General features: G+C 64.2%; 21 protein-coding genes. 6 read left to right on the forward strand and 15 right to left on the reverse strand.

Annotated features, from left to right (window positions below):
• Positions 1-4: 4 nt before the first annotated feature.
• The 3 genes from QCE49_RS24965 to QCE49_RS24975 all read right to left on the reverse strand — a co-directional run bounded on the left by QCE49_RS24965 (position 5) and on the right by QCE49_RS24975 (position 1,539).
• Positions 5-712: an SDR family oxidoreductase gene (locus tag QCE49_RS24965; RefSeq protein WP_033536683.1), complete on the reverse strand. Its 708-nt coding sequence runs from the start codon at positions 710-712 to the stop codon at positions 5-7.
• Positions 713-793: 81 nt separating this feature from the next.
• Complete coding sequence (locus tag QCE49_RS24970; RefSeq protein ID WP_250459174.1) at positions 794-1,222, reverse strand: MarR family winged helix-turn-helix transcriptional regulator; 429 nt, start codon at positions 1,220-1,222, stop codon at positions 794-796.
• A 32-nt stretch (positions 1,223-1,254) separates the two neighbouring features.
• Positions 1,255-1,539, reverse strand: a complete 285-nt coding sequence (locus tag QCE49_RS24975) for a hypothetical protein (RefSeq protein ID WP_175982935.1) — start codon at positions 1,537-1,539, stop codon at positions 1,255-1,257.
• Between QCE49_RS24975 and QCE49_RS24980 the strand changes: the two genes are divergently transcribed.
• Complete coding sequence (locus QCE49_RS24980; protein ID WP_008354116.1) at positions 1,512-2,666, forward strand: branched-chain amino acid ABC transporter substrate-binding protein; 1,155 nt, start codon at positions 1,512-1,514, stop codon at positions 2,664-2,666. The two genes, QCE49_RS24975 and QCE49_RS24980, sit on opposite strands and share 28 nt — an antisense overlap.
• Positions 2,667-2,702: 36 nt before the next feature.
• Here QCE49_RS24980 and QCE49_RS24985 read toward each other — a convergent pair whose 3' ends face one another.
• The 5 genes from QCE49_RS24985 to QCE49_RS25005 all read right to left on the reverse strand — a co-directional run bounded on the left by QCE49_RS24985 (position 2,703) and on the right by QCE49_RS25005 (position 6,932).
• Positions 2,703-3,161, reverse strand: a complete 459-nt coding sequence (locus tag QCE49_RS24985; protein WP_250459176.1) for a Fis family transcriptional regulator — start codon at positions 3,159-3,161, stop codon at positions 2,703-2,705.
• Positions 3,162-3,182: 21 nt separating this feature from the next.
• The gene (locus QCE49_RS24990) at positions 3,183-3,398 is read right to left on the reverse strand and encodes a hypothetical protein (protein ID WP_008354118.1); all 216 of its coding nucleotides are present in this window, start codon (positions 3,396-3,398) and stop codon (positions 3,183-3,185) included.
• 215 nt (positions 3,399-3,613) lie between these two features.
• Positions 3,614-4,285, reverse strand: coding sequence for a response regulator (locus QCE49_RS24995; RefSeq protein ID WP_250459178.1), 672 nt, complete (start codon positions 4,283-4,285; stop codon positions 3,614-3,616).
• Complete coding sequence (locus tag QCE49_RS25000; protein WP_250459179.1) at positions 4,282-5,766, reverse strand: sensor histidine kinase; 1,485 nt, start codon at positions 5,764-5,766, stop codon at positions 4,282-4,284. The genes QCE49_RS24995 and QCE49_RS25000 overlap by 4 nt, the downstream gene beginning before the upstream one ends.
• Positions 5,767-6,020: 254 nt before the next feature.
• Complete coding sequence (locus QCE49_RS25005; RefSeq protein WP_034473137.1) at positions 6,021-6,932, reverse strand: LysR substrate-binding domain-containing protein; 912 nt, start codon at positions 6,930-6,932, stop codon at positions 6,021-6,023.
• A 130-nt stretch (positions 6,933-7,062) separates the two neighbouring features.
• Here QCE49_RS25005 and QCE49_RS25010 point away from each other — a divergent pair, with 130 nt between their 5' ends.
• From QCE49_RS25010 to QCE49_RS25020, 3 genes are all read left to right on the forward strand, one after another.
• The gene (locus QCE49_RS25010) at positions 7,063-8,217 is read left to right on the forward strand and encodes a methionine aminotransferase (RefSeq protein WP_008354122.1); all 1,155 of its coding nucleotides are present in this window, start codon (positions 7,063-7,065) and stop codon (positions 8,215-8,217) included.
• 22 nt (positions 8,218-8,239) lie between these two features.
• Positions 8,240-9,022, forward strand: coding sequence for an ABC transporter substrate-binding protein (locus tag QCE49_RS25015; protein WP_008354124.1), 783 nt, complete (start codon positions 8,240-8,242; stop codon positions 9,020-9,022).
• 94 nt (positions 9,023-9,116) lie between these two features.
• Entirely contained in the window at positions 9,117-10,706 is a 1,590-nt protein-coding gene (locus tag QCE49_RS25020) for a DHA2 family efflux MFS transporter permease subunit (RefSeq protein WP_008354125.1), read from the forward strand.
• Between the two features lie 21 nt (positions 10,707-10,727).
• Here the strand turns inward: QCE49_RS25020 and QCE49_RS25025 are convergent, their stop codons facing one another.
• The 3 genes from QCE49_RS25025 to QCE49_RS25035 all read right to left on the reverse strand — a co-directional run bounded on the left by QCE49_RS25025 (position 10,728) and on the right by QCE49_RS25035 (position 16,566).
• A complete protein-coding gene (locus QCE49_RS25025; RefSeq protein ID WP_250459182.1) occupies positions 10,728-11,231 on the reverse strand; it encodes a DUF29 domain-containing protein in 504 nt (167 codons plus the stop codon).
• A gap of 27 nt (positions 11,232-11,258) precedes the next feature.
• Positions 11,259-14,945 (reverse strand): DUF748 domain-containing protein, encoded by a 3,687-nt coding sequence (locus QCE49_RS25030; RefSeq protein ID WP_250459184.1) that lies wholly within the window; start codon positions 14,943-14,945, stop codon positions 11,259-11,261.
• A 157-nt stretch (positions 14,946-15,102) separates the two neighbouring features.
• Positions 15,103-16,566 (reverse strand): DUF1254 domain-containing protein, encoded by a 1,464-nt coding sequence (locus QCE49_RS25035; RefSeq protein ID WP_250459186.1) that lies wholly within the window; start codon positions 16,564-16,566, stop codon positions 15,103-15,105.
• Positions 16,567-16,978: 412 nt separating this feature from the next.
• Here QCE49_RS25035 and QCE49_RS25040 point away from each other — a divergent pair, with 412 nt between their 5' ends.
• Positions 16,979-19,222 (forward strand): cation-translocating P-type ATPase, encoded by a 2,244-nt coding sequence (locus QCE49_RS25040; RefSeq protein WP_250436327.1) that lies wholly within the window; start codon positions 16,979-16,981, stop codon positions 19,220-19,222.
• Here QCE49_RS25040 and QCE49_RS25045 read toward each other — a convergent pair.
• From QCE49_RS25045 to QCE49_RS25060, 4 genes are all read right to left on the reverse strand, one after another.
• Entirely contained in the window at positions 19,162-19,644 is a 483-nt protein-coding gene (locus tag QCE49_RS25045; RefSeq protein WP_175982930.1) for a thioesterase family protein, read from the reverse strand. The genes QCE49_RS25040 and QCE49_RS25045 overlap by 61 nt on opposite strands.
• Positions 19,645-19,664: 20 nt before the next feature.
• A complete protein-coding gene (locus tag QCE49_RS25050; protein ID WP_250459188.1) occupies positions 19,665-20,612 on the reverse strand; it encodes an L-carnitine dehydrogenase in 948 nt (315 codons plus the stop codon).
• A 20-nt stretch (positions 20,613-20,632) separates the two neighbouring features.
• Positions 20,633-21,562, reverse strand: a complete 930-nt coding sequence (locus QCE49_RS25055) for a 3-keto-5-aminohexanoate cleavage protein (RefSeq protein WP_008354133.1) — start codon at positions 21,560-21,562, stop codon at positions 20,633-20,635.
• 800 nt (positions 21,563-22,362) lie between these two features.
• Positions 22,363-23,313 carry a choline ABC transporter substrate-binding protein gene (locus QCE49_RS25060; protein WP_250459190.1) on the reverse strand — a complete coding sequence of 317 codons (951 nt, stop codon included), beginning with the start codon at positions 23,311-23,313 and terminating at the stop codon, positions 22,363-22,365.
• A gap of 518 nt (positions 23,314-23,831) precedes the next feature.
• Here QCE49_RS25060 and QCE49_RS25065 point away from each other — a divergent pair.
• Entirely contained in the window at positions 23,832-26,903 is a 3,072-nt protein-coding gene (locus tag QCE49_RS25065) for an acetoacetate--CoA ligase (RefSeq protein WP_175982927.1), read from the forward strand.
• The last annotated feature ends 22 nt before the right edge of the window (positions 26,904-26,925 follow it).

The raw sequence follows: 26,925 nt of genomic DNA on the forward strand, positions 1-26,925 counted from the left end.
CCGATCAGCGCGGAATTCCGGTGAGGTAGATGGGGGCGTCGGTCGACAGCGATTGCTTGACCGCGCGCCCGGTGTCATCGACGAGCACTTCTTCCTGATTCTTCTCCACCGCCGCGAGCACTTCGCGCACGACATGTTCCGGCGTCGATTTCGGCGCGGTGACTTGCGCGGTCATGTCGGTATCGATGTAACCGGGATGCGCCGCCACGACGAGCGTGCCCTGCTCGCGCAATTCCTCGCGCAGGGCGTTCGTGGCCGCCCACGCCGCCGCCTTCGAGATGTGATACGCGCCGCCCGCCGGCAACGAGACCCAGCTCAGCACCGAAAGAACGTTGATGACCGCACCGCCGCCGTTCTTCTTCAGCACGGGCGCGAATGCCTGCGTGAGCGCGATGGGGCCGAACGTGTTGATTTCGAGCAGATCGCGAATGCCTTGCGTCGATGCCGGATCGACGAGCAAGCCGCGCGTCGTCACGCCCGCGTTGTTGACGATCACTTGGACGTCGGTGTAGGTCGCCGCTGCTTCCGCGATGTCGGCGGCGTTCGTCACGTCGAGGCGGATCGCTTCGACGCCCGGAATGTCGACGCTCTTCGGATCGCGCGCGGCCGCATAAACCTTCGCCGCGCCCGCTTCGATCAACGACTTCGCAAATTGCTTGCCGAGCCCGCGATTGGCGCCGGTGACGAGTACCACTTTTCCTTTGACCTGCATGATCTGCTCCGCTTGATTGTGCATATGCACTAATGCCGATGAATAAAAGGCTCGCACGCGGCGAGCCAGCGCTTGATCAACTCACTCCATCGTCGTCAATTCGAACAGCGACTGGCGCAATGCCTTCGCGCGTTTCTCGCCGAACTTCGTTTCGAATTCCGCCTGCGCCGCGCGCCATTGCGCCGCTGCCTTCACGAGCGTTTCCTTGCCGGTTGCCGTGAGACGCAAGCCGACGGCGCGCGAACTCGCCGATTCCTGCGCCGCTTCGACGAGACCGTCGCGCTGCAAGGGCTTGAGCGCACGCACGAGCGTCGTGCGGTCCATCACCATCGAATCGGCGAGTTCGAGCATCTGCACGCCGGGCTTGCGCCCGATCGCCGCGAGAATCGTGAACTGCGCCGCCGTGATGCCCACTACGCTCAAATGCCGCTCGTACATTTGCGACACATAACGCGCCGCCTGACGGATCGCAAAACAGTTGCAGTCGAGAGGAGAAGAGTTGGAAGTCATGCCACGCAGAATATTTGTGCATATGCACTTTGTCAAGCGGCGGGATTCAATCGGCCCGATAGCAGCGTCTCGCGGATGGTCGGGAATCGTCGCGCGCGGCGCGTCGGCGAAACGCCCGAAGCCGCCATGGGGTTGAGATCGCGGCGTATCGGGCCTATGCCGAAATCCGCATCGGACGCGCGACTAAACACCAAGACGCGCCGAAATTGGCTCCCTACATTTCGCTTGTCCGATGCCAGGGCGTTCCATTCGATTTCGATTTGCCAGATCAAAAAGGAGAGGGAAAACCATGCGCTTCCGTACCAGACCTTTGGCATGGCTCGTGGCGTGCGCCGCGGCCACGCTCGGCGCCGTGCCTTTTGCCGCGAGCGCCGACGAACTTCCGGTGAAAGTGGGTTTCGCCGCGCCGCTGACCGGCGCGAACGCGGGTTACGGGAAGGATCTCCAGAACGGCGTGCAGCTCGCGCTCGATGAAGCCAACGCGAAAAAGATCACGATCGGTGGCAAGACGGCCAAGTTCGAGATCCGCGCGGAAGACGATCAGGCCGATCCGCGCGTCGGCGTGCAGGCGGCGCAGAAGCTCGTCGACGATGGCGTGGTCGTCGTCGTCGGACACTTCAATTCGGGCACGACGCTGCCCGCATCGCCGATCTACAACAACGCCGGCATCCCGACGATCGATCCCGCCGCGACCAATCCGACCATCACGACGCGCGGCCTCGCGAACATGTTCACGGTGATTTCCAGCGACGCGCAGAACGCGGGCAACGCCGGCGTCTACGCGGTGACGACGACGAAGGCGAAGCGCATCGCGATCATCGACGATCGCACGGCCTTCGGTCAGGGCGAGGCCGACGAGTTCGAGAAGGCGGTGAAGGCGAAAGGCGGCACGATCGTCACGCGCGAATACAGCGACAATCAGACCGTCGATTTCAGCGCGCAACTGACGCGCATCAAGTCGACCAACGCGGATCTGATCTTCTTCGGCGGCCTCGACCGGCAGGCGGCGGCGGTCGTCAAGCGGATGAAGCAGCTCGGCATGAACGCGCAGTTCGTGGGCGGCGGCGGCGTGATGGACGCGGATTTCCTCAAGCTCGCCGGCGACGCCGCCGAGGGCGCGCAGGCGTGGGAATACGGCAGCCCGCTCGACAAGCTGCCCGAAGGCAAGGCATTCAGCGAGAAGTTCCAGAAGCGCTTCGGCGTCGCGATCCTGTCGTATGCGCCGTTCGGCTACGACGCCGCGTGGGCCGCGATCAACGCGATGCAAAAAGCCAATTCCATCGATCCGAACGTGTACCGGCCGGTGCTGAAGACCAACAAGTTCGACGGCATCACGGGGCCGATCGCGTTCGACGACAACGGCGCGTTGAAGAACGCATCGTCGACGCTGTATCAGGTGAAGAACGGGCAGTGGGAATCGGTCGTGACGAAGCACGGCATGTGATCGAAACGCTTCGCGCGGCCGCCCGCGCGAAGCGTTTCAATGCGTGGGCGAATCGCTCGGGCGCGGCAACGTCGCGATGAAACGTTCGAGATGCTCGTTGCATTCGATGACCGCTGAAAGACGCACTTCTCTCATCTGCCGGTCGTGCTCGTTGATCACCGCAGTGAGCCGCGGCACCGCAGTCGCGGGAAGGCGCCAGTCGCCGACCGTCAGGCCGCGGTCGAGCAACGCGAGCACGTCGCCCTGCACTTCATCGAGCGTCGCGCGGTCCAGAATGCCGAAGCCCGCCTCGGTCAAGAGTCCCGACAGCAGCACGGCCTGCGCGATGCACTGCGCCTCGATCAGACTCCCCCGGCCACGCTTGACCGATTCGAGTGCGATCCGGCATTGAAGGATGACTTTGTCCGCCTCGACGCGCGGCATCGGCAGCCAGTAGATCCTGGCGTTCCGGTCTCGCGACGGTTTCGGGAGCCTTCGTATTTTCGTGTTCGACATCGTCTCGACTCCTCGTGGCGTTCAATCGACAAGCAGAAGACAAGCCAGCGAAACGAAACACAGAAGCGCGCTGAGACAGAAGAACCGGTCGGATTTCGCCAGCGGTCCACGCGGCGTCTGCGGCAAGGGCGCGTCGTCCCGGATGATTCTCAAGACCGCGACGTACTCCACGATCGAACAGCACAGCATGACCGCCGCTGCGAGCAGGAAAGCAACAACCAGAATGTTGATCGACATAACTTCATGCACCCCCGATAGTGGTCGCAATGGTCCGGCGCGCCATGTCAAGAAGTGAAACGCGATTCACGCGCACATGACGTCCGACTGTTCCGGTCAGCGCATCATTCGTGCTTGTCGCGGAACATGAAACGCATCCTAGCCGCTCGAATCTTTCACGGCGCTATCGCGCGTGCTACGCATATCTAAGTATTGTCACCGAGCGCACACATCGATCATTCTTCGCGTGCGCGCAGGATATAGCCGAGACCGCGCAACGTCATGATCCGCGCGTTCGTTTCGGCCAGCCGCTTGCGCAAGCGATGAATATAGATGTCGATGGCATCGGCGCTGGCGACATCGTCGAGACTGAAGATGCATTCCATCAGCATCGACTTCGACACGGTCTTGTCCTGCCGCAGGATCAGCGCTTCGAGAATCGCGTGCTCGCGACGTCGCAGCGAAATGGGCGCGCCCCGATAGCTGAACTCGCGCGTGGCGAATGCATACCGGAGATCGCCGCACATCAGCGCGACGGCTTTCTGCGCGCTCTGACGACGCACCAGAGCCTTGATGCGGGCCACCAGTTCGCGCGCATCGAAAGGCTTGACGACGAAATCGTCCGCGCCCGCTGCGAAGCATTCCACCTTGTCCTCGATCGATCCGTGCGCGGTCAGCATCAGTACGGGCACGGTGTCGCCGCGGCGCCGCAGCCGTCCGAGCAGTTCCTTGCCGCTCATCGCGGGCAGGCGCATGTCCAGCAACACGACATCGTAGGTGCATTGATTGAGGATCGACGTGGCGCATTCCGCGTTCGGCACATGATCGACGATGAAAGAATCCGCCTTCAACAGACTCACGATCCAGTGCGCCAGCTCGGCGTTGTCTTCGACGAGCAGCAGCTTCATCGGATGTCCCCGCCGGACCATGCGGGCAGCCTGACCGACACGGACAATCCTGCACGCGCGTAGCCCGCCCCGAGCGTGACGGTGCCGCCGTGGCGCAGCGCGATCTCCCGCACGATCGGCAGCCCGAGCCCGGTGCCATCGGTAAAAGCAGACGCGCGATAGAAGCGCTCGAACACATGCGCGCGTGCCTCGGCGGAAAGCCCCGGACCGTTGTCGACCACCTGCAACAGAACCTGCTCGTGCGAACGCCTGACGATCACGGTGACGCGCCCACCCGGCTGCGTGTAGCGAATGGCGTTGTCGACGAGGTTCGACACGAGCGCGGACAGCAGCGCCGCGTTGCCGGCCACCATCGTGCCCGGTTCGGTTGCTGCGCCAAGGTCGATATCACGCCGCTGCGCCAGCACGATCAGTTCTTCGAGCACGGACTCGACGACATCCGTCATGTCCGTCATCGTTCGTATGGGTTCGGGCGTGGACTCTGCCTGCGCGAGCATCAGCAGTTGCTTCGTTACGGCTTTCATCTTTTTCATGCTCCGGCCCGCGCTCTTGAGCGCGATCTCGCATGCGCGCTCGCCGCCGCAGTTCAGGCAAGCGTATTGGATCTGAGTGTCGAGAAGCGTGAGCGGCGTGCTGAGCTGATGCGCCGCATCGGACACGAAATCGCGCTGTGTCCGCGCGTGATGCCTGACTTGCGCGATGCATTGATTGAGGGCGTCGACGATCGGCCGGAGTTCGCGTGGCAAAGCTTGCGCGCGCATCGGATCGATTTCCAGCGGCGAGCGCCCGGCGAGGTCGTCCTTCAGGCGCATCAGCGGACGGAGCGCGGCCGCGAGACCGAGCGGAACGAGCGCGGCGACCAGCGCGAGCATCACGCATGCGCGCAGCAACTGCGGGCGCCATAGCTGATCGCGCATGGCATGCCGCGAAGCCCGCGTCTTGGCGACGATGACCCGCACCGCCACCACCTTGCCGTCATCGAACAGAAAACGCGGATAAGAGATGGCGCGAACCTTCGTACCCTCGAACTCGGCGTCGAAATAAACGGGATGTGAGCTTTCGCGCTCGGGCATCGGAAGCTCCGGCCTGCCGCCGAGCAATCGGCCGCGTTCGGCGACGACCTTGTAATACACGCGATCCCGATATGGCGACTCGAACATTTCGAGGGCCGCTGGCACGATCTTGACGGTGAGTTCGCGATCGGACCACTCGATGCCATCGCCGATGGTCCGTGCGGAGGCAAGGAGCGCCGCGTCCTCCATCATGTCCGCCGTGCGGCACGCGGAATCGTACGAAGCGATCGATGTAATCAGCACGAAAAGGGCGAGCGGCGCGAGCAGCCAAAGAAGCAGGCGTATGCGCAGGCTCGTCCGTCCGCATCTCGCGAACCGCGCGCACGCCGGCCGCAGCGGACGTTTCAGATTTTCGGCAGACGTGGCTTCGCCGGATTGCCGGTGTCCGTTGATTTCACGCCCGGGCATAGGCACTCGCGCTCGGGCCGTATGAAGCGAAGGATCTGAGTCGCACCCAGGCATCTCCGTCTGTTCGCAGGCGGCGGCTGTCGCAGCCTGTCATCTTTTGTGTGCGGATTGTAGTGGGTCGAATCCTTCGCAGTTCTTTCGCAGATTCCTATTCTTAATACGGAGTTTCCATGAGTCGAAGAAACTCAAACATCGGCCGTTTAGGAATAGTTCTACGCTCTGCAGGATGTGCTTAACCCATAACCCGCAGCGGATCAAAGATTGCGACGAAGATTTTCACGCGTGTGCGCCGCTTCATCGGCAAGCCATTGCGCGAACTGCTGCAACGCGGGCGACGGCGCGGGCCGCTCCGGATACACGAGGTAGTACGCCGCGCCGCTCGGCACGCACAGCGAAAACGGCGCGATGACGCGCCTGGCGCGCAGGTCTTCTTCGATCAGCGAGAGGTCGCCGATCGTCACGCCCAAACCCTGCATCGCCGACGAAATCGCCAGATCGAGCGTGTCGAAATGCTGCGCTTTCGTCGACGGCAGGCCGGCGTAACCGTAAGCGCCGAGCCACAGTAGCCAGTCGCGGCGGTCGCGCGTGGGATGCAGCAGCGTTTTCCCGGCGAGATCGTCGGGTGTTGGCGAGGCGTTCTTCTTAGGCTTCCACAATTCAGGCGCGCAAACCGGCGTCAGCACTTCATCGAAAAGATGATGCACGCTCGCGCCCTTCCCCGACGGCGCCGCGCCGAAGACGATCGCTGCGTCGAACTGCTCCGCGCTGAATTCGACGCCATGCGCCACCGACGCCGTCACTTCCACGACCAGTTCCGGCCGCTCGTTCTGCAGGCGGATCACGCGCGGCAGCACCCAGCGCATCGCGCAGGTCGGGCACTTCACGCGCAGAATGCCGGATTGCGCGCCGCCTTTCGCGAGGGCATCGTCGATCTGTCCGAACGCCTGCTGCAACGGCGCGACCAGCAACGCGCCGTGATGCGTGAGCGCGAGCCCGCGCGCCTGCCGCGTGAAAAGCGCATAACCGAGATGCGCCTCCAGCCCGGCGATCTGACGGCTGACCGCGCCCTGCGTCACGTTCAGCACCTCGGCCGCGCGCGTGAAATTCAGTTTCTGCGCCACCACCAGAAAGGTTTTGAGCACGTCGAGGGAAGGAAGGGGTTTCATCGGGTTTTTGACATGTAGCCATGATCTGCAAGCATGGCTAGTATGACAAAGTTTCGATTGTCCGCGCTTTATTGCTGCGGTTGAATCGACGGCAGATTTTCGTCGAACCGCAATTCCGGAGACATCCGCCGTGCAAAGCGCCTGCATTCCCGAGTCGAAGCTGCCGAACGTCGGCACGACCATTTTTACCGTCATCGGCCAGTTGGCCGACGAGCATCACGCGCTCAACCTGTCGCAAGGCGCGCCGAACTTCGCGTGCGATTCGAAGCTCATCGAAGGCGTCGAGCGAGCCATGCGGGCAGGACATAACCAGTACTCGCCGATGTCCGGCGTGCTCGCGCTTCGCGAAGCCATCGCCGTGAAAACGCAGAAGCTCTACGGCGCAACCTACGATCCGGGCACGGAAGTCACCGTCGTCGCGAGCGCGAGCGAAGGCCTGTACGCGACGATCAGCGCGCTCGTGCATCCCGGCGACGAAGTGATTTACTTCGAACCATCGTTCGACAGTTACGCGCCGATCGTGCAGTTGCAGGGCGCGAAGCCCGTCGCGATCAAGCTCTCGCCGCAGGATTTCCGCATCGACTGGGACGAGGTCGCCGCCGCGATCACGCCGAAGACGCGCATGATCCTCGTCAACACGCCGCACAACCCGACGGGCAGCGCGTTCACATCCGCCGACGTCGAGCGGCTCGCGGCGCTCACGCGCGACACGAAGATCATCGTGCTGTCGGACGAAGTCTACGAGCACGTCGTCTTCGACGGCGCGCTGCATCACGGCATGGCGCGTTATCCGGCGCTGGCCGAGCGCAGCGTCATCGTGTCGTCGTTCGGCAAGTCGTATCACGTAACGGGGTGGCGGGTCGGCTACTGTCTCGCGCCCGCCGCGCTGACGGCGGAAATCCGCAAGATTCACCAGTTCATGACCTTCTCCGCCGATACGCCGATGCAAATGGCCTTCGCCGAAGCGCTCGCGGATGAATCGAGCTATCTGAATCTCGGGCCGTTCTATCAGCACAAGCGCGATCTGCTCGCGGAATCGCTGAAAGCATCGCGCTTCGAGTTGTTGCCGAGTGCGGGCAGTTTCTTCATGCTGGCGCGTTACGACGCGATTTCCGATCAAGGCGACAGCGATTTCGTGCTGCGCCTGATTCGCGAGGCGCGCGTCGCGACGATTCCGCTGTCGGCGTTCTATACCGACGGCACCGACAACCGCGTGATCCGTCTTTCGTTCGCGAAGGACGACGACACGCTCATCGAAGGCGCGCGCCGCCTTTGCTCGATCTGACGATTTCCTGGAGACCAACACGATGAAACTGAACCACATCGCCAGCGCGCTGTTCCTCGCATGCACGTTCACGAGCGGCGCCGCGCTTGCCGCCGATACGCTGCGCTTCGGCCTCGAAGCGCAATATCCGCCGTTCGAATCGAAATCGTCGACGGGCGAGCTGCAAGGGCTCGACATCGACGTCGGCAATGCCGTGTGCGCCGCCGCGAAAATGCAGTGCAAATGGGTCGAGACGTCGTTCGACGGCCTGATCCCCGCGCTGCAGGGCCGCAAGTTCGACGCGATCAACTCGGCGATGAACGCGACCGAGCAGCGCCGCCAGGCGATCGATTTCACGACGGTCGTGTATCGCGTGCCGACGCAGCTCATCGCGAAGAAGGGCAGCGGCATCGAGCCGACGTCGGCATCGCTGAAGGGCAAGAGCGTCGGCGTGCTGCAAGGCTCGATTCAGGAGACGTTCGCGAAGGCGCACTGGGAAAACGACGGCGTGAAGGTCGTGCCGTATCAGGATCAGAACCAGGTCTACGCCGATCTGAAGTCCGGCCGTCTCGACGCGACGCTCGTGCTCGCGCCCGCGGGACAGAGCGGCTTCCTGTCGAAGCCGGACGGCGAAGGCTTCGCGTTCGCCGGTGCGCCCGTGCGCGACGACAAAATTCTCGGCAGCGGCATCGCCTATGGCATCCGCAAGGGCGACGATGCGCTCAAGACCAAGCTCAACGCGGCGATCGAGAAGGTCAAGGCGGACGGCACCATCGACAAGTACGCAAAGAAATATCTGGGCGATATCGATATTTCGGCGAAGTAAGCAGCTTTTTTTGAGCGCAGGCACACTGGCGGCTTGATCTTTTTCGGCCGCCAGCCGCGTCTTGCAAGCTGGCGGCCTCAAGCATGGAAGCCGCATGAGCACGCCGACGACGCCCAAACCCGCCGCCGCACCGTCACCCTCACCGTCCGCGCCGCCGCCGCTCGAAGGCGGCAAGCTCGTTCTCGCCACCTTCGCGGTGGCGCTCGCGACGTTCATGAACGTGCTGGATTCGTCGATCGCCAATGTCGCGATCCCGACGATCTCCGGCAATCTCGGCGTGTCCGTCAACGAGGGCACGTGGGTCATCACCGTGTTCGCGGCGTCGAACGCCGTCTCCATTCCGCTGACCGGCTGGCTCACGCAGCGGCTCGGGCAGGTGCGTCTTTTCGTCGGCGCGATCCTGATGTTCGTGCTGTCGTCGTGGCTGTGCGGGCTCGCGCCGAATCTGCCGGTGCTGCTCTTCGCGCGCGTGTTGCAGGGCGCGGTCGCCGGGCCGCTGATTCCGCTGTCGCAGGCGATCCTGCTCGGCTCGTATCCGAAAGAGAAGGCGTCGATGGCGCTCTCACTGTGGGCGATGACCGCGACCGTCGGCCCGATCGCCGGTCCCGCGCTCGGCGGCTGGATCACGGACAGCTATTCGTGGTCGTGGATCTTCTATATCAACATTCCGGTGGGCATCTTCGCGGCGGGCGTGACGTGGATCATCTACCGCGACCGCGAATCGCCGACGCGCAAGGCGCCGATCGACGTGATCGGTCTTCTGCTGCTCGTCTCGTGGGTCGCTTCGCTGCAGATCATGCTCGACAAGGGCCGCGATCTCGACTGGTTCTCGTCGCCGCTGATCGTCGTGCTGGCGATCGTCGCGGTGATCGCGTTCGCGTTCTTCGTCGTGTGGGAGCTGACGGACAAGAATCCCGTCGTCGATTTGCGGCTTTTTGCCGGGCGCAATTTCTTCGGCGGCACGGTGGCGATTTCGGTCGCGTATGGCGTGTTCTTCGGCAATCTCGTGTTGCTGCCGCAATGGATGCAGCAGTATCTGAATTACCGGTCGATCGACGCCGGGCTCGTCACCGCGCCGCTCGGCATTTTCGCCGTGATCCTCGCGCCGATCATGGGCAAGGTGCTGCCGCGCAGCGACGCGCGCATCATCGCGACGGCGGCGTTCGTTGGCTTCGCGTTCGTGTTCTGGCTGCGCTCGAAGTACGTGATCGAGATCGATACGTGGCATCTCGTCTTGCCGACGCTGCTGCAAGGCATTCCGATGGCGATGTTCTTCGTGCCGCTCACGGCGATCGTGCTATCGGGCTTGCCGCCGTCGAAGATTCCGGCGGCGGCGGGGCTGTCGAATTTCGCGCGGGTGTTTTGCGGCGCGGTAGGAACGTCGCTCGCGGGCAATGCGTGGGACAACCGCATCGCGCTGCATCACGAGCGGCTCACCGAGCAGGCGAATGTCTACAATCCGGCGTTTTTGCAGTCGCTCGGGCTATCGCAATCGACGCTCGACGTGAGTGAAGCGCAGGCGCGCGGCATGTTCAATTTCACCGTCAACTCGCAAGCCGCGATGATGGGACTCAACGATATCTTTCTGATCTCAGCGGTGATCTTCATTCTGATCATTCCGCTGATCTGGATTACGAAGGTGGCGAAGGGCGGGGGTGGCGGGGCGGCGTCGGGGGCGCATTGAATGATGCTCGCGCCCCGGGTGCTATTCGGGCAGAAAGCCCTCCTCCAGCACTGACGACATCGGCCATGGACAGCTTGCGGGAAACGTATCGAAGTCGATACCTGTCTCCGCTTCGGCCTGAGTCCGCGCTTTCGACCAGACCAAGTCGAGCCACTGAACATCATCGAAGCGTCGCCGCAAGCTCGGTGCTTCATTCAACACGAACAACGCCTCCCTTCGCTGCGTGCGAATGGTACTCGTCCAACTCCGGCTTCGGCGCTCCGGCTGAAATTGCCATTTGAGCAAATGCGCGAGCAGTACCGCCAATCTGCTTCGCAGCTCGCGTGATTCAGTTTTTGCCACGTCCTCGATTTCCTCAGCGATATGCTCGATATCGATGGACGCAAATTTCCCCGCACGCAGCAGCGCCGCCTGTTCCCAGGCCCACGCCACCACGTCCTTCTCATAAGGCGTTCCCATCGGCTGACTCCCGTTCTCTTCATCGTTCCCGGTGTCGCCGATATTAGTTTGCATTCCTTTGTTCATCCAGATCGTCCGTTTGGCCAACGCTCGTCACTTCAGCCCCAGTTCGACGCGCGAACCCGCGCCCTTGTCCTTGATGTCGTCCGCACTCATCTTCGGCGCGACGACGAAAATCCGTTTGCTGTCGATTTTCCCGTCGAAATATTCCTGCACCGCCTGCGCGCGACGCTGCGCCAGATCGCGCAACGATCCTTCGTCGACCGGTGCGTTCTTCGTGAGCGCGGCTTTCATGTCCTCATCGGGCACCGACTTCGTCATGCCGATGAAGTTCGTCGGCTTCTTGAAATCGGCCGACTTGTACGCCTTCGTCAGATACTTGTCGTAGTCCGCGTCCGTCACCTTGATCGCGTTCCAGTCGACGTTCTCGCCATTGCTCGACATGTCGCGCACCTTCGCGCGCTTCACCTGTTGATCGAGCCACGCGGAACGCAACGCCGGCTCGTCCGTCTTCGGATCGACGCGGCCCGTCACGTCCAAGCGCACCGACGGCTTGTCCGCCAGCGCCTTCGCGATCGTATCGAGCTTCTTCTGCGCGGCATCGTTCAGCGTGGCCGAGCCCGCATCGAATTCGATGTAGTTGAGATCCTCGCCGCCGCCGCCGCCGAACGCATGCGCGAGCAGCGTGAACGGCGCGGTCACCGCCTTCTGCACCAGATTCACGATAGCCTGCCACACGAGCCCACCGATCGAAAACTCGGGATTGTCCAGCGAGCCGGAAATCGGAATATTGACATCGATCTCGCCGCGCGAATTCTTCAGCAGCGACACCGCGAGCCGCACCGGCAGCTTCGTCGCCGTCGGATTGTCGACGTGATCGCCGAACGTCAACTGATCGATGAACAAGTGATTGTTCGCCGTGAGCTTGTTGTCGGCGAGCATGTAATGCAGATCGACGTTGAGCTTGCCCTTCGTGATCGGATAACCCGCGTACTTCGACGAATACGGCGTCAGATTCGTCAGCTCGACGCCATGCGCGCTCGCGGTCAGATCGAGCGCGGGTTTCTCGATGAGCGGATTCACCTGCCCCTTGATCGACACCGGCCCGTTCGCCGCGAGTTTCGCCGACACGTCGACGGGCGCGGACGTGGTCGAATGCGTGCCGAACGCGCCGATCGTCCCGTTGATCGCAACGAGATTCGCGGTGTAGTTCGGCTTGATGAAGTTATCGGTGTAAGTGACGCGGCCGTCCTGCAGCACGAGCTGGCCGAAGCGCATGTTGATCGGCGGCCCCGACGGCTTCGCCGCCGTCTTCACCGGCACCGTCGCGCTCGCAGCGGCCGGCGCGGACGCGCCCTCTTCCTTCGCACGGTCGCGCGTCACCGATTGCGGGCCGTTGTCGCCGGCCACGACGCTCTTGAGGTTCAACCTGCCCTGCGCGTCGAGCAGCACCCGACCGTAGAACTTGGCGAAGGTCACGCGCGCCGCTTCGACATCGGTGCCGCGCTCGCTGTAGTCCGCCTTCACGTTCGAGAGCGAGAGCAGCTTCCAGCCGGCGAAGCGGTCGGAGGTCGCCTTGTCGAGCATGCGTACGTCCGTCAGCGACACGTCGCCCTTATAGGACGCCGCGAGCGTCTTGCCGCTGCCCGACATCGCGACGTCGCCGTTCGCGTTCAGATACGCGCTCGTCACGTCGATGTTGAGCATGTCGCCGAAATACGGCTCGAACGCGGAGGCGTCGACCTGATCGCCCTTGACGTGCAACGCGAGCTTGAGCGGCGACACCGTGACGTTGCCGCCAATCGCGAGCGCCCCCTTGCCGTTCAGCGTCAGCTTGCCGTCGACGGCGAGCGGTTTCGTCAAATCGTCGCCGAACTGCCTGACGTTGAGCGCGAGCGGCGCGACGCGCAGCTTGACCGGCTTCGTCGTGGTTTCATCGGTGATATTCGCCGATGCATCGGCGAGCGCGATCTCGCCGATCCGATACCGCCACGCCGGCCCCGCCGCCTGCGCCTTCTGGATCCTGCGCGTCGCCGACTGCTCGGGCGCGGCTTCGTGCGGCGCGGCGAGCGCGGCCAGATCGATGCTGCCGTCCTTGCGGCGCGTCGCATCGAGCGCGAGGCCGTTCAATTGCACGCTGTCGAGCGTCGCGTTGCGCGCGGACACATCGACCTTGGCGATCTTCGCCGTCGCCGACGCCAGCTTGATCGGCGCGCCGCCGCCCGCGTTGGGCGCGAGCGTGAGCGCATCGAGCTTCACATCGCCCGCGCCGATTTGCACGCCGCCATCCGCCTTGCTCCAGTCGACCGACACCGGCAGATTCGCGCCGAGCGTGCCGCTCGTCACGCGCGCGGCCAACATGTTCGCGAGATACGGCTGCAACGGCGGCAGCGCCAACGCGCTCAGCGCGAGCTTTGCGTCCGCCGTTTTCGTGGCGAGCGTCACGTTGCCCGATGCATCGAGCGCGCCGCCCTTGTCGAATGCCGTCTTGAGCGTGTATTTCGCGGGCGTTTTGGCAAGCGTCGAGAAATCGTCGAGCGTCACGGCGAAGCCGGTCAACGCGGCCTCAACACGCTGTTTGAGCAACTGGTCGTCGAGCGCGATCCGGCCGTCTTGAATCGCGAGGTGGCGAATCGCCAGATCGAGCGGCGGCGCTTCCTTCTTGACTTCCTCCGCTGAAGGCTTCGGCGCGGGACCGGCCAGCTTCTGCACGTTCAGTTGACCCGTCGAATCGCGCGCGAGATGGACATCCGGATTCGACAGCGTCACTTCGTCGAGGTGATAGACATCGCGCAGCGGCTCGGCATTCGCGATCTTCACGTGCAGCGCGCGGGCCGCGATGAGCGGCGCGCTCGCCTTGTCCGTCACCGCGAGATCGGCGAGCTCGGCGGTGCCGTCGATGCGGATCGTCGGGGTATCGCCCGAGATCGCGAAGCGCACGTTGAGATCGGTCGAGAGCTTGCCGCTCTTCACCGCGACCGGCACCGACGCCGGCGCGTAAGACGCCATCTGCGGCACGTCGAGGCCGTCGAGCGTGAGCGCGATTTCCGATTCGCGCGACTGCGCAAACGGCTTCGTGCGACCCTTCACGACGAGCGGCGAGCCGTCGATGCGGGCCTGCAACAGCGGCGTCACGAAGATATCGGTGGCGGACGGCAGCGTCGCGATGAACGGAATGCCGAGCGCGAAACGGTCGACGACGTGCTTCGTTCTCAGAAGCCGGTCATCGAACGTGATCTGGCCGTTTTCGAGCTGAATGTTCGATACCGAGAAGCGCGCAGGCTTGTCCGAAGGCGGCGACGATGGCTTCGCGAACTTCGCGATCAGATCGGAGAAATTGAAATGCTCGCCGTCGAAACGCACGACGCTGATACGCGGCGAATCGATCTTCAGTTCGTTGACGACCGGCGCGAGTTTGAACACCGACGCCCACGACGTACGCACGACGAGCCTCGACACATCGACGAAACCGGCCGCCGCGCCCGGCGCCTTCGCGAGATTCGCGGGCGATTCGCCGATATGGACGTCATCGGCTTCCAAATCGAGCGTGTACGGATTGAGCCAAATACGCCTGATGCTGACGGGCCGGTCGAGCTGCTTTGCGAGCTGTTGCTCGGCGATATGTCGGATAACCGGCGGCCCGACGAAGAACCCGAGCACGCCGATAACGAGTATCGCGATCAGCAAGCCGATGAAAAAGCGCCGCGTGCGCCGCGCGTGAACGACGCCGCGCAGCGTCTGCCCGGCGGAGGCGAGAGAAGACTTCGTGATGCTCGACATTCGATGCGCGACGACGAGCCGCCGTCCCCGGAAAGATGATGTTCGAGTATACGACGATGCGACCCGCAAACGTTCGCCAAAGCGTGCGTCAAACGCATGAAGGCCGCGAAAAAATCGCGGCCTTCATGTTCGATTCAACTGTTTGCGCGCAGCGGAATCACTGCCGTTCGACTGACGGCGGCGCCCACGAGCCGTCGCTCGCCTGCGGCTTGGGCGCATAAAGACGCATCGTGAGCTGGAACTGGCCTTCGGGCGCGGGCAGCCAATTCGCTGTCTGCGCGCGGCCCGGCGACTTCGCCGACACGATCACGTCGATGGAGCCATCGCGATTCTTCTTCAGCCGGTCGCGATCGGAAAGCGAGAGCCGCGGCAGTTTCGCATCCGAGAGCGCCCCGTCCTTCGTGTAGGCGGTCAGGGTCCAGAAGCCGCGCACCGGCGGCAGTTGCTCGGGCTCGAAGTGCAGCGTGTACGCGTTCGCGCCGTCGAGTGCGTGGCCTTCGCTGTCCACGTGCGTCACCGGCTTCACTTCGCCTTCCTTCGTGCTCGTCGCGGTCTGCCGGCGCGCAAGATAGGCGCGCAACGTGTAATCCGTACCGTAGACGCCGACGCCATCGCCGAACCAGGTCCAACCGTTCTTCGTGATCGCGTTGGGCGGCGTCGTCTCGAGCCGCTCGCGTGCATCGGCGAGACCGGAATCGAGCAGCGGTGCGTCGGTCTTCTTGAACTGCACCGGCTCGCCCGGCTTCACGCCGAGATCGGCGAGCTGGCTGATCGCGTGACTGTCGTCGGTGGCGGCGGGATTGTCGTCGAGCGAGCGGGCGAGGCGCGCGAAGAACGCGTTCGCATCGAGCGCTTCGGCCTGCGCGCCCGGCGCGATCGTCGCCAGCGCGGATGGCAGCGGCGGCACCGCGGGTTGCTTCGCGCCGTTCGCGGGCCACGCGCCGGAGACGACCGGCGTCGGATCGGCGGCGGAGCCTTTCGCGGGCGTCAGCGTGTCGATTCGCATCGCGGTCTGCAGCTTGCGCGCTTCGCGCACGTCGCGAGCGCCGTTCACGCGCACGCGCACCGAAAGCCACACGTAACGTGTGCGCGTTTCGACGCGCGTCGCGTTCGCGGGCAGCGTGCCGGTCCAGCCAGCGGGCACGAACGCGATGAGCTGCATCTTCGGATAGGGCGTCGTGTCGGCGCTGGAATAGAGCGCGTTGGTCCACGCATCGAACGCGCGGGCGTCGAGATAGCGGCCGCGCGGCGCGGCGGGCAGCGTGACGATCACCGGATCGGCGGACACATCGAGCCATGCCGACGATTCGAGCGTGTCGACGCTCGCCCAGCCCGGCGCGCCGGCGGGCGGCAGCGCGCTCGCGTGACGGAAGGTGTTGAGCGGCGTCTGGCCGGGCTGCCCGGCGCGGCCGCTGGCGCGTTCGCGCGCGATATCCGACGCGACGAGCGGAAAGCCGAAGGTATAGGCATCGGCGACCTGATTCTTCACCCAGCCCGTGCTGGTCGCCTTGGCTTCGGGCTGCTTGGTCGCACAGCCCGAAACGACCGCCATGCCGGCGAGACTCACGCTCATCCAGATTGCGGTGTTGAGCGGAAACGTCCAGCGTCGCTTGTTCTTCATTCGAATGGAAATCCAGTTCTTCTTTCGATTTGGGTTCTCGCACGCATCTTCGTAGGAGCGATGCGCGGCACGCCCGGAAGCGTATCGGCGCCGCTGCCACTCCCCGCGCGGCGCGCCACGAGCGTTATCTCGAAATTCGGGTTTTAACTTATCCGCTGACGATAGGCAAGATTAAGTCAGCAAAAGCGCTGCGGCATGCCGAAGAATGCACCAGATGCCGGTCAAAAGCACTGAATGGCGCGCTTTTCGTCCTTCGAATACGGTCTTCTCGTAGCATTTCGCGCTCCCGCGCGGCGGGACTCGACATTGCACGACGCGCTTCATTCAGGCCTTGACCTTCCAGTCATTGGAAGGTCGATACTGTTCCTTATGTGGGATCTTCGCGATCCCGGCCAGAACGGAGCGTTTCGATATGTCCACAGCAGCATCCGACCATCCGCGGACCGCGGAATTGTCCGTCAGCGGGATGACGTGCGCGTCGTGCGTCGCGCGCGTCGAGAAAGTGCTTAAACGGGTGCCGGGCGTCGAAAGCGTCGCGGTCAATCTCGCGACCGAGAAGGCGACCGTGCACGCGAGCGCCGCCGTCACCGACGATCAGCTCGTCGCCGCCGTCGCCAAAGCCGGCTACGAGGCCGCGCCGATCCTGCCCGACGCCGCGCCGGAGCTCGCCGTTTCCTCCGGATTCGATCGCGAGCTCGCGGCCGTGCTCGCGTCCGCCGTGCTCACCGTGCCGCTGCTCGCGCCGATGTTCGGCCTCACGCTCGACCCGTGGCTGCAACTCGCGCTCGCGAGCGTCGTGCAGTTCGGCTTCGGCGCGCGTTTCTATGCGGGCGGCTATCGCGCGGTGCGGGCGTTCGCGGGCAACATGGATCTGCTCGTCGCGCTCGGCACGTCGGCGGCGTGGGGCTTGTCCGTCTGGCAGATGTTCGCGCACGGCGGCATGACGGAGCATCTGTTCTTCGAGGCGTCGGCGGTCGTCATCACGCTGGTGCGCTTCGGCAAATGGCTGGAAGCGCGCGCCAAGCGCCAGACCGCCGACGCGATCCGCGCGCTCAACGCGCTGCGGCCCGACAAGGCCCGCGTGCGCGACCGCGACGATCCGGCGCGCGAACGCGAAGTGCCGCTCGCTCACGTGCGTATCGGCGATATCGCCATCGTGCGGCCGGGCGAGCGCGTGCCGGTGGACGGCATCGTGCGCGAGGGCCGCACGCACATCGACGAATCGCTGATTACCGGCGAAAGCCTGCCGGTCGCGAAGGAACCCGGCGCGCGCACGACCGGCGGCTCGATCAACGGCGAAGGCGTGATCGCGATCGAAACCACGGCGATCGGCGCGGAAACGACGCTCGCGCGCATCATCCGGCTGGTCGAATCGGCGCAGGCGGAGAAGGCGCCGATCCAGCGGCTCGTCGATCGCGTATCGGCGGTGTTCGTGCCGGCAATTCTCGCGATCGCGCTCGTCACGCTCATCGGCTGGCTGCTGCACGGCGCCGATGCAGAAACGGCGCTGCTGAACGCGGTCGCGGTGCTCGTGATCGCGTGCCCGTGCGCGCTCGGCCTCGCGACGCCGACCGCGATCATGGCCGGGACCGGCGTCGCGGCGCGTCAGGGCATTCTCATCAAGGACGCGCAGGCGCTCGAACAGGCGCACGCGATCAAGATCGTCGCATTCGACAAGACCGGCACGCTGACGGTCGGCAAGCCGGGCCTCGTCGCGTTCGATGCCGCGCCGGGGCAGGATCGGAGCGCAGCGCTCGGACTCGCCGCCGCCGTGCAGCGCATGAGCGAGCATCCGCTGGCGAAGGCCGTCGCCGCCGCCGCGAGCCACGCACCGCGCTTCGAGGCGAGCGCGGCGCGCGCGGTCGCCGGACGGGGCGTGGAGGCGAACGTCGGCGCGCGGCGCATCGCGATCGGCAGTGCGCGCTGGGTCGCGGAACTGGGTTTTGACGTGCCGCCGACGCTCGCCGCGCGCGCTCGCGAACTCGAAGCGCAAGGGAACACGATCTCGTGGCTGATCGATCTCGACGGAGAAGTCCTCGCGCTGCTCGCGTTCGGCGATACCGTCAAGCCGACCGCGCGCGATGCAATCGAACGTCTTGCGCGCATGGGCGTGAAGAGCGCGCTCGTCACCGGCGACAACGAAGGCAGCGCGCAAGCCGTCGCGCGCGCGTTGGGTATCGCGCCGGAACGCGTGTTCGCGCAGACCTTGCCCGACGACAAGGCGCGCGTCGTCGCGCAACTCAAGGCGTCGAACGAAGGCATCGTGGCGATGGCCGGCGACGGCATCAACGATGCGCCCGCGCTCGCCGCCGCCGATATCGGCATCGCGATGGCGAGCGGCACCGACGTCGCGATCGAGGCGGCCGCCATCACGCTGATGCGCGGCGATCCGGCGCTCGTCGCGGACGCGATCGATATTTCGCGGCGCACGTATCGCAAGATTCAGCAGAATCTGTTCTGGGCGTTCGTCTACAACCTGATCGGCATTCCGCTCGCGGCGTTCGGCCTGCTCGATCCGATGTTCGCGGGCGCGGCGATGGCGTTTTCGAGCGTGAGCGTCGTCACGAACGCGCTCTTGCTGCGGACGTGGCGCGCTCAGGCCGGCGCGGCCGCTGACGAAGCGCGCGCCGGCAAGCCGATCACGCGGCCCGCGTAACGCGCGTCCTTCGGCGCGACCGCAGGTTCGGCGGCGATGCGCGCGGCGATGTCATCATCGAACGATGCGGATTTCGGCGCGCCGCTCGAATCGATGTGCATCAGCATCTGCTCGCACGCGCAAACGGCCTCCGTCGCGTCGCCTTCGAACATCTCCATATAGAGATGCACGCGCTTTTTGTCATGCGCGATCACGCGCCACTCGACGCGCACCGGCGCGCCCTCCTTGATCTCGCGCAGATACGTGACATGCGCTTCGAGCGTGTAGAGCGTGCGCTGGCGTGCGCGGCGGCCCGCGTCGTCGAGACCGATGCGGTCCATGAAGGCATCGGTCGCGAGGCTGTAGATCAGCATGTAGAACGCGTCGCGCAGATGGCCGTTGTAGTCGACCCATTCGGGTTTGACGGTGTCGCGATAGGTCATCGTGGTGCCTTGCGGTTCCGTTAGTCTTCGATCCCGTGACGCGCTTTCGCCTGCGCGATCGCCTCGATCACGCTCGCGATGCAGTCGTCGCGATAACGCTCCAGTTCCTTGATGCCGCGTCCGTTCGTCTGATTCGACGTACCGTCGACGACGCGGTCGATGAGTTCGTCGGTCAGTTTCGGCGCGACGAGTTTCGTCCACGGCAATTCGAGCGCGGGGCCGAACTGCTGCATGAAGTGTCGCATGCCCGCTTCGCCGCCCGCCAGCGTGTAGGTCAGGAACGTGCCCATGAACGACCAGCGGATGCCCGCGCCGTAGCGGATGGCGTCGTCGATTTCGCCGGTTGTCGCGACGCCGTCGTTGATGAGATGCAGCGCCTCGCGCCAGAGCGCTTCGAGCAGCCGGTCCGCGATGAAGCCGGGCACTTCCTTCCTCACGCGCAAGGGCCGCATGCCGATGGACGCGTAGAAGCGCATCGCGGCATCGATCGCTTCGCCGGATGTCGCTTCGCCGCCGAGCACTTCGACGAGCGGCAGCAGGTACACCGGATTGAACGGATGCCCGACGACGCAGCGCTGCGGATTCACGGCGCGCGCGTAGAAGTCGGTCGGCAGAAGGCCGGACGTCGACGACGCGATGATCGCATCGGGCTTCGCCGCGCGGCTCGCGCGTTCGTGCAGCGCGAGCTTGAGTTCCTCGCGTTCGGGCGCGCTTTCCTGGATGAAGTCGGCATGGGCGACGCATTCCTCGACGGTATCGACGAAGCGCAATCGTTGTTGCGACGCGCCCGGCGCCAGTCCGACGCGCTCGAGCGCCGGCCACGCGTTCGCGACGTTCGCGCGCAGTTGCGCTTCGGCGCCGGGCGCGGGATCCCACGCGGTGACGTCGAGTCCTGCTCCGAGGGCGCGCGCCACCCAGCCGCTGCCGATCACACCCGCGCCGAGCGCGGCGAATTGCTTGACTTGCATGTCTTCGTGTCCTTGTCGGTTCAGGCGAATTGTTCCGCGATGCGTTTTTCCAGCAGGCGTTCGCCGCGCGCCGGGAGGCCGAGCTTCTTGCGGCCTTCCGCGGGCGTGAGCGCGCGTGCGCCGAGCCGCTCGATGATTTCCACCGCGCGCTGGACGAGCGCGCCGTTGGTCGCGTGCACGCCGCGATCGAGCCACAGGTTGTCTTCGAGACCGACGCGCACGTGTCCGCCGAGGAGCATCGCTTGCGCGACCATCGGCATCTGCATGCGGCCGATGCCGAAGCCGGCCCAATGCGCGCCGGGCGGGAGGTTATCGACCATGGCTTTCATCGTGCCGGTGTCGGGCGGTGCGCCCCACGGAATACCCATGCACAGTTGAAAGAGCGGCGGGTTGTCGAGCAGGCCTTCTTTCAGAAGTTGATTGGCGAACCACAGATGGCCCGTGTCGAAAATTTCCAGTTCGGGCTTCACGCCGAGTTCCTGGATGCGTTTGGCGCCGGCGCGCAGTTGCGCGGGCGTCGATACGTAGATGTAGTCGCCGTCGCCGAAATTGAGCGTGCCGCAGTCGAGCGTGCAGATTTCGGGCAGCAGTTCTTCGACGTGCGCGAGGCGCGTGAGGCCGCCGACGAGGTCGGTGCCTTTGCCGAAGCGCATCGGGTCTTCGCCGGCGCCGATTTCCAGGTCGCCGCCCATGCCTGCGGTGAGGTTGATGATCACGTCCGTGTCCGATGAGCGGATGCGGTCTACCACTTCGCGGTATAGCGCGGGGTCGCGGCTGCCTCTTCCTGTCTTCGGGTCGCGAACGTGGCAGTGGGCGACGGTGGCGCCCGCGCGGGCCGCTTCTATCGCTGCTTCGGCTATTTGCTTCGGCGTGACTGGGATGGAGGGGTGCTTGCCGGTCGTGTCGCCAGCGCCGGTTACTGCGCAGGTCACTATCACTTCGTAGTTCATTTTCGATGTCCTTTAGGGTTCCTGTATTTTTTCTTCGGCTTTCGTTAAGTCCTGATTTCGCGTCGGTCTATTAGCACTGCCCCTGTGCGGGGCGGCACTCACTTTCTTTGCTGCTGCCGCTTCGCCGGATCCCGGTCTGTTATCGGTCTATTAGCACTGCCCCTGTGCGGGGCGGCACTCACTTTCTTTGCTGCTGCAAAGAAAGTAAGCAAAGAAAGCAGCTTCCGATACGCCCGCGGTCACACGCAATTTGGGTAGTCCTCTCGTCCATCGTGGGCTGCCTAAAGAGTGCCCTCATCGGTCCCATCGGGCTTGGATCGCGCACGGTCTGCCACATCGCACCACACAACAAACTGGTTCAGCACCAAATAGCTCCGGCCCGCTTCGCGGCCGACCGGTCAAGCGGGTCCGCGCGTGCTTCGCTACTAACGTCTCAATCTCGCTGCACTTGCCGCACGTTGGTTTCCCTTGCATACCCGGCGGCAGCGCGTAGCGCTGTGCCGGAGCCATTTCGTGCTGAACCAGTGTCCTCAGCGTTTTCGGGCGGCAGACCGTGCGCGATCCAAGCCCGATTAGGTGTTTGAGGGCACTCATTAGGCGAGTGCCGCCTGTGACGAGAGGACTACCCAAATTGCGTGTGACCGCGGGCCTGAAAAGCTGCTTTCTTTGCTTACTTTCTTTGCAGCAGCAAAGAAAGTGAGTGCCGCCCCGCACAGGGGCAACGCTAATAGACCGACGCGATAACGGGATCCGGCAACAACAACGAGACCCGGCAACAACAACAACAACAAAAAAAAACCTCAAAGCCCAAGGTATTGCCGAACCGCCGGCAGCCCATCCTTACCATCAAGAGTCTTCACGCCTGCGAGCCAGGCATCCAGCACCTGGGGGTTCTGCTTGAGATAGGCCTTGGCCGCCTCCTGAGGCCGCTCCTTGTTCATCACCGGCTGCATGAGCCGATTCTCGAGATCCGTCGTAAAGCGCAAATTGGAAACGAACTTCCCCGCATTGGGACAACGCGTCAGAAAATCCGTATTCGTCAGCGTATAAACGCGCGCTTCTCCGTAGTTCGGCCCGAACACGTCATCCCCGCCGGAGAGGTAATTGATCTTCATCTGGATGTTCATCGGATGCGGCTCCCAGCCAAGAAACACCACCGGCTTCTTCTCGCGGATCGCCCGCTCGACCGTCACCAGCATCCCCGCCTCGCTCGACTGCACGAGCTTGAACCCGCCCAACCCGAACTGATTCGTGTCGATCATCTTCTGAATCTTCGCGTTCGCACTGCTGCCAGGCTCGATGCCGTATATCGTGCCGCCCAGTTCGTCGCGATGCTTCGCGATATCCGCGAACGTCTTGATGCCCGCGTCATACGCATAGCTCGGCACGGCGAGCGTCGCCTTCGCGCCCGACAGATTCGGCGGCTCCAGCTTCTCGATGCTCTTCGCCTCCAGAAACGGCTCGACCGCCTTCCGCTGCACCGGCCACCAGTAGCCAAGCGACACGTCGATCTGCCTGCTCTTCAACCCCGCGAGCGAAATCGGCACCGACGCGACCGTCGTCCGCGGCGCATAACCGAGCCCCTCGAATACGACCGACGCAAGCGCCGTCGTCGACGTGATATCGGTCCAGCCGATATCGACGAAGCGCACCGTGCGGCAACTCGCGTCCTCCGCGCGCGCACTCTGAGCGACGGCGAACGCCGCGCACGCGCCGGCGAAAAACAGTGTGGGAATCAGGCGTTGTCTCATTGCGAGGCTTCCGTTGAGGGTTGAACCGATGCGCCAGTTCGAATGCCGGCGTGCATACAAAGTACCGCCGCATAAAAGCGCCCGAACGCCCGCGTGCGACCGCGAGTTGACTGCTTGCGACCTGCGTCGCTCGCCGCTTCGCGCACGCGCCTTCGCATCCGCGTCCCGGCAACATTGAAAGCAAATTGAAATCATGACTTCCTGCTCATATTCGAAAACTTCGCACCATGGCGTAAACACGCATTGGAATGAAAAAACGTCGCGAATTCAGTAGTTTTTCCGCTGTTCGGTATCCGAAGCATGGCCGTCGCCGTTGCGCAAGATCAATCTTTGCCGAAACGCCACGGTCTCTGTGGTTGGTCGCACATAGCGCCGACTTCCGGCCGGGTAATGTGCGGGAAAGAGATAGCTTGTCTCGGCAGTGACGCGGCTTCAGGAAATGCGATGGAGTTAGCCGCGAAGCTCGCCGATTACATAGCCGTTCGACACACGTCGCCCAAAACCAAGGTGCCTGGATAATGGACCGTCAAGACGCCATCCGAGAGAGCGCGCGGCTCTACGCGCGCGAACCGCTTTACCTGCCTTCCGCCGAACAGATATCCGCATCGCGCATGACGGCCTTCACGCAGGCCCTCGAAAAGGCAACCGGCGAGCGCTTCGCCGATTATTCGGAATTGCATGCTTACTCAGTGCGCGAATATCGCCAATTCTGGAAATGCTTTCTCGAATCGGCGCGCGGGCTCGAATGGTCGGGATCCGATGAACCGGTCTGCATCGGCAACCAATGCGAAACGGCACGGTTCTTTCCCAACATCGAACTGAATTACGCAGAAAATCTGCTCGGCAAACGCATCGCGCCCGACGACGCTCCCGCGATCACCTCCTGCTTCGCCGACGGACGCCGCATAAGCTATACGCGCGGCGAGTTGCGCGAGCGCGTCGTGCGCCTCGCGCAGACGCTCTCCGAGCTCGGCCTGAAGGAAGGCGATCGCGTGGTGGCGATCATGCGCAACGACTGCGACGCGATCACCGCCGCGCTCGCCGTGACCGCGCTCGGCGCAACGCTTTCGACAGCCGCGCCGGAAAACGGCGTGCAGGCGATTCTCGACCGCTTCGCCCCGCTCGATCCGAAGTTCATGTTCGCGCACACGATGCAGCGTCCGTTCGACACCGGCGGCTCGCTTTCGGGCCACGTCGCGGCGGTGGCCGCGCAACTGCCGACGCTCACGGACATCGTCTGTCTCGAAGATACCGAACTGCCCAGCACGGTGACGCAGCGTCAGCACGAGTTGCGCTCGCTGATCGCGCGCGGCGACGCGATGCGTTTCGACTGGAAGCGCTTCCCGTTCAACCATCCGCTCTTCATCATGTTTTCGTCGGGCACGACCGGCAAGCCGAAATGCATCGTGCACGGCGCGGGCGGCACGCTGCTCGAACACGTGAAGGAGCATCGCCTGCACAGCGATTTCGGTCCCGGCGACAAGCTCTTTTTCCACACGAGCTGCTCGTGGATGATGTGGAACTGGCAGATGTCGGTGCTCGCGTCGGGCGTGGAGATCGTCACTTACGATGGTCCCGTCGCCGCCGTCGACACGCTCTGGCGTCTCGTCGCGAACGAGCGCGTGACGGTCTTCGGGACGAGTCCCGCCTATCTGAAGATGAGCGAGGATGCGGGCATCGAGCCGGCCGGACAGTTCGATCTCTCGGCACTACGCGCGATGATGTCCACCGGCGCCGTGCTCTACGACTCGCAGTTCGAATGGGTGTACCAGCACGTCAAGCAGTTGCAGTTGCAATCGATTTCAGGCGGCACGGACATCATCGGCTGCTTCGTGCTCGGCAACCCTAATCTGCCCGTCTATGCGGGCGAAGCACAATGCCGGAGCCTCGGCCTCGACGTGCAGGCGTTCGATCAGGGCGCGAGCACGATCATGCCGGGCGAGCTCGTCTGCACGAATCCGTTTCCGTCGCGACCGCTCGGCTTCTTCGGCGACGACGACGGCTCGCGCTTTCACAAGGCGTATTTCGCGGCGAACGAAGGCGTGTGGACGCACGGCGACGTCATCGAGTTCTCGCCGCAAGGCTCGGCGCGTCTGCACGGCCGCAGCGACGGCGTGCTCAACGTGCGCGGCATCAACGTGAGTCCGGGCGAAATCTACCGCATCCTGAGCGAGATTCACGAGATCCGTCATGCGATGGTCGTCGCCCAGACCGGCGCGAACGCGGGCGATGCGGGCCAGCGCATCGTGCTCTTGCTCGTGCTGCGGCCGGGTGCGCAACTGAATGCGGCGCTCGCCGCGCGCGTGCGCCGCGATCTCACGCGACAAGGCTCCGCCGCGCTCGTGCCCGATGTGATCGTGCAGGTCGACGGCTTGCCCGTCACGCACAACAACAAGCCGTCGGAAGCGGCCGCGCGCGATGCCGTCAACGGCCTGCCCGCGCGCAACGTGTCGTCGCTCGCCAATCCCGAGTGTCTCGATCAGATTCGCGAGCATCCGTCGCTTACGCGCGTGAAGCGCGATCTGCCCGCGCCGGGCGATTCGATCGGATCCATCGAGGCGTATCTGTGCGCGCTCTGGGAACAGCATTTCAGCTTCTCGCCGATCGACCGCGACGACAACTTCTTCGAGCTCGGCGGCCACTCGCTGCTCGCCGCGCGGATGCTCGCCGACGTGCAGCGCGCGACCGGCCGTGCATTGCCGCTATCGACGATGATCGTCGCGCCGACCGTCGCGCGCCTCGCCGCCGTCCTCGCATCCGAACCCGGCGCGCGCACCGCGGACTCGACGCTCGTGCAAATGCGCGCGGGCGTCGGCCGGCCGATCTTCATGGTGCACAGCATCACCGGCTCGGTGATGGAGTGCCTGACGCTCGCGGGCATGGTGCAGAACGAGCGGCCCGTGTACGGCCTGCAGGCGCTCGGCCTCGACGGCGATGAAGCGCCGCAGCACAGCGTCGAAGAGATGGCGCGCGGCTACGTGCTGCGCATCCGCGAAGTGCAGCCGAGCGGTCCTTATGCGCTCGTCGGCTATTCGTTCGGCGGGCTGGTCGCGTTCGAGATCGCGCAACAGCTCGTCGCGGCGGGCGAGAAGATCGAGATGCTCTGCCTGCTCGACACGTACATTCACACACATTGTCTGCCCTTCACGCTGTGGACGCGGTATCAGGCGGGCGTGCTCGTCGAACGTCTGCGCGAGTTGCGCTCGCTCAACGCCGGCGCGCGCCTCGGCTTCGTGCGCGGCAAGGCGGCGGCGATGACCAACCGCGTGCGCGGGCGCATGGGCAGGCCGACGACGCACCGGCAATCCGACGACGTCGCCGATCTTCCGCCTGTGCTGCGGCGCGTGCGCGAATCGATGAGCGCCGCGATGGCGACCTACAAGCCGCGCCGTTATGACGGCGGCCCGATCGTCTACGTGCGCGCGACGATGCTCGACGACTCGCGCAGCGATCCGCTGCCGGTCTGGCAACGCGTCGCGAAGCACGGCGTGCGCGTGATGCCGGTCCTCGGCAGGCACACCGATCTCGTGGTGGAGCCGCACCTGAGCACGGTCGCCGCGACGCTCACGAACGCGCTCGCGAGCGCCTGAACCGCATCTTCGAGCAGTGCAA

This window comes from Caballeronia sp. LZ008 (genome assembly GCF_031451435.1).
Classification (GTDB): Bacteria; Pseudomonadota; Gammaproteobacteria; order Burkholderiales; family Burkholderiaceae; genus Caballeronia; species Caballeronia zhejiangensis.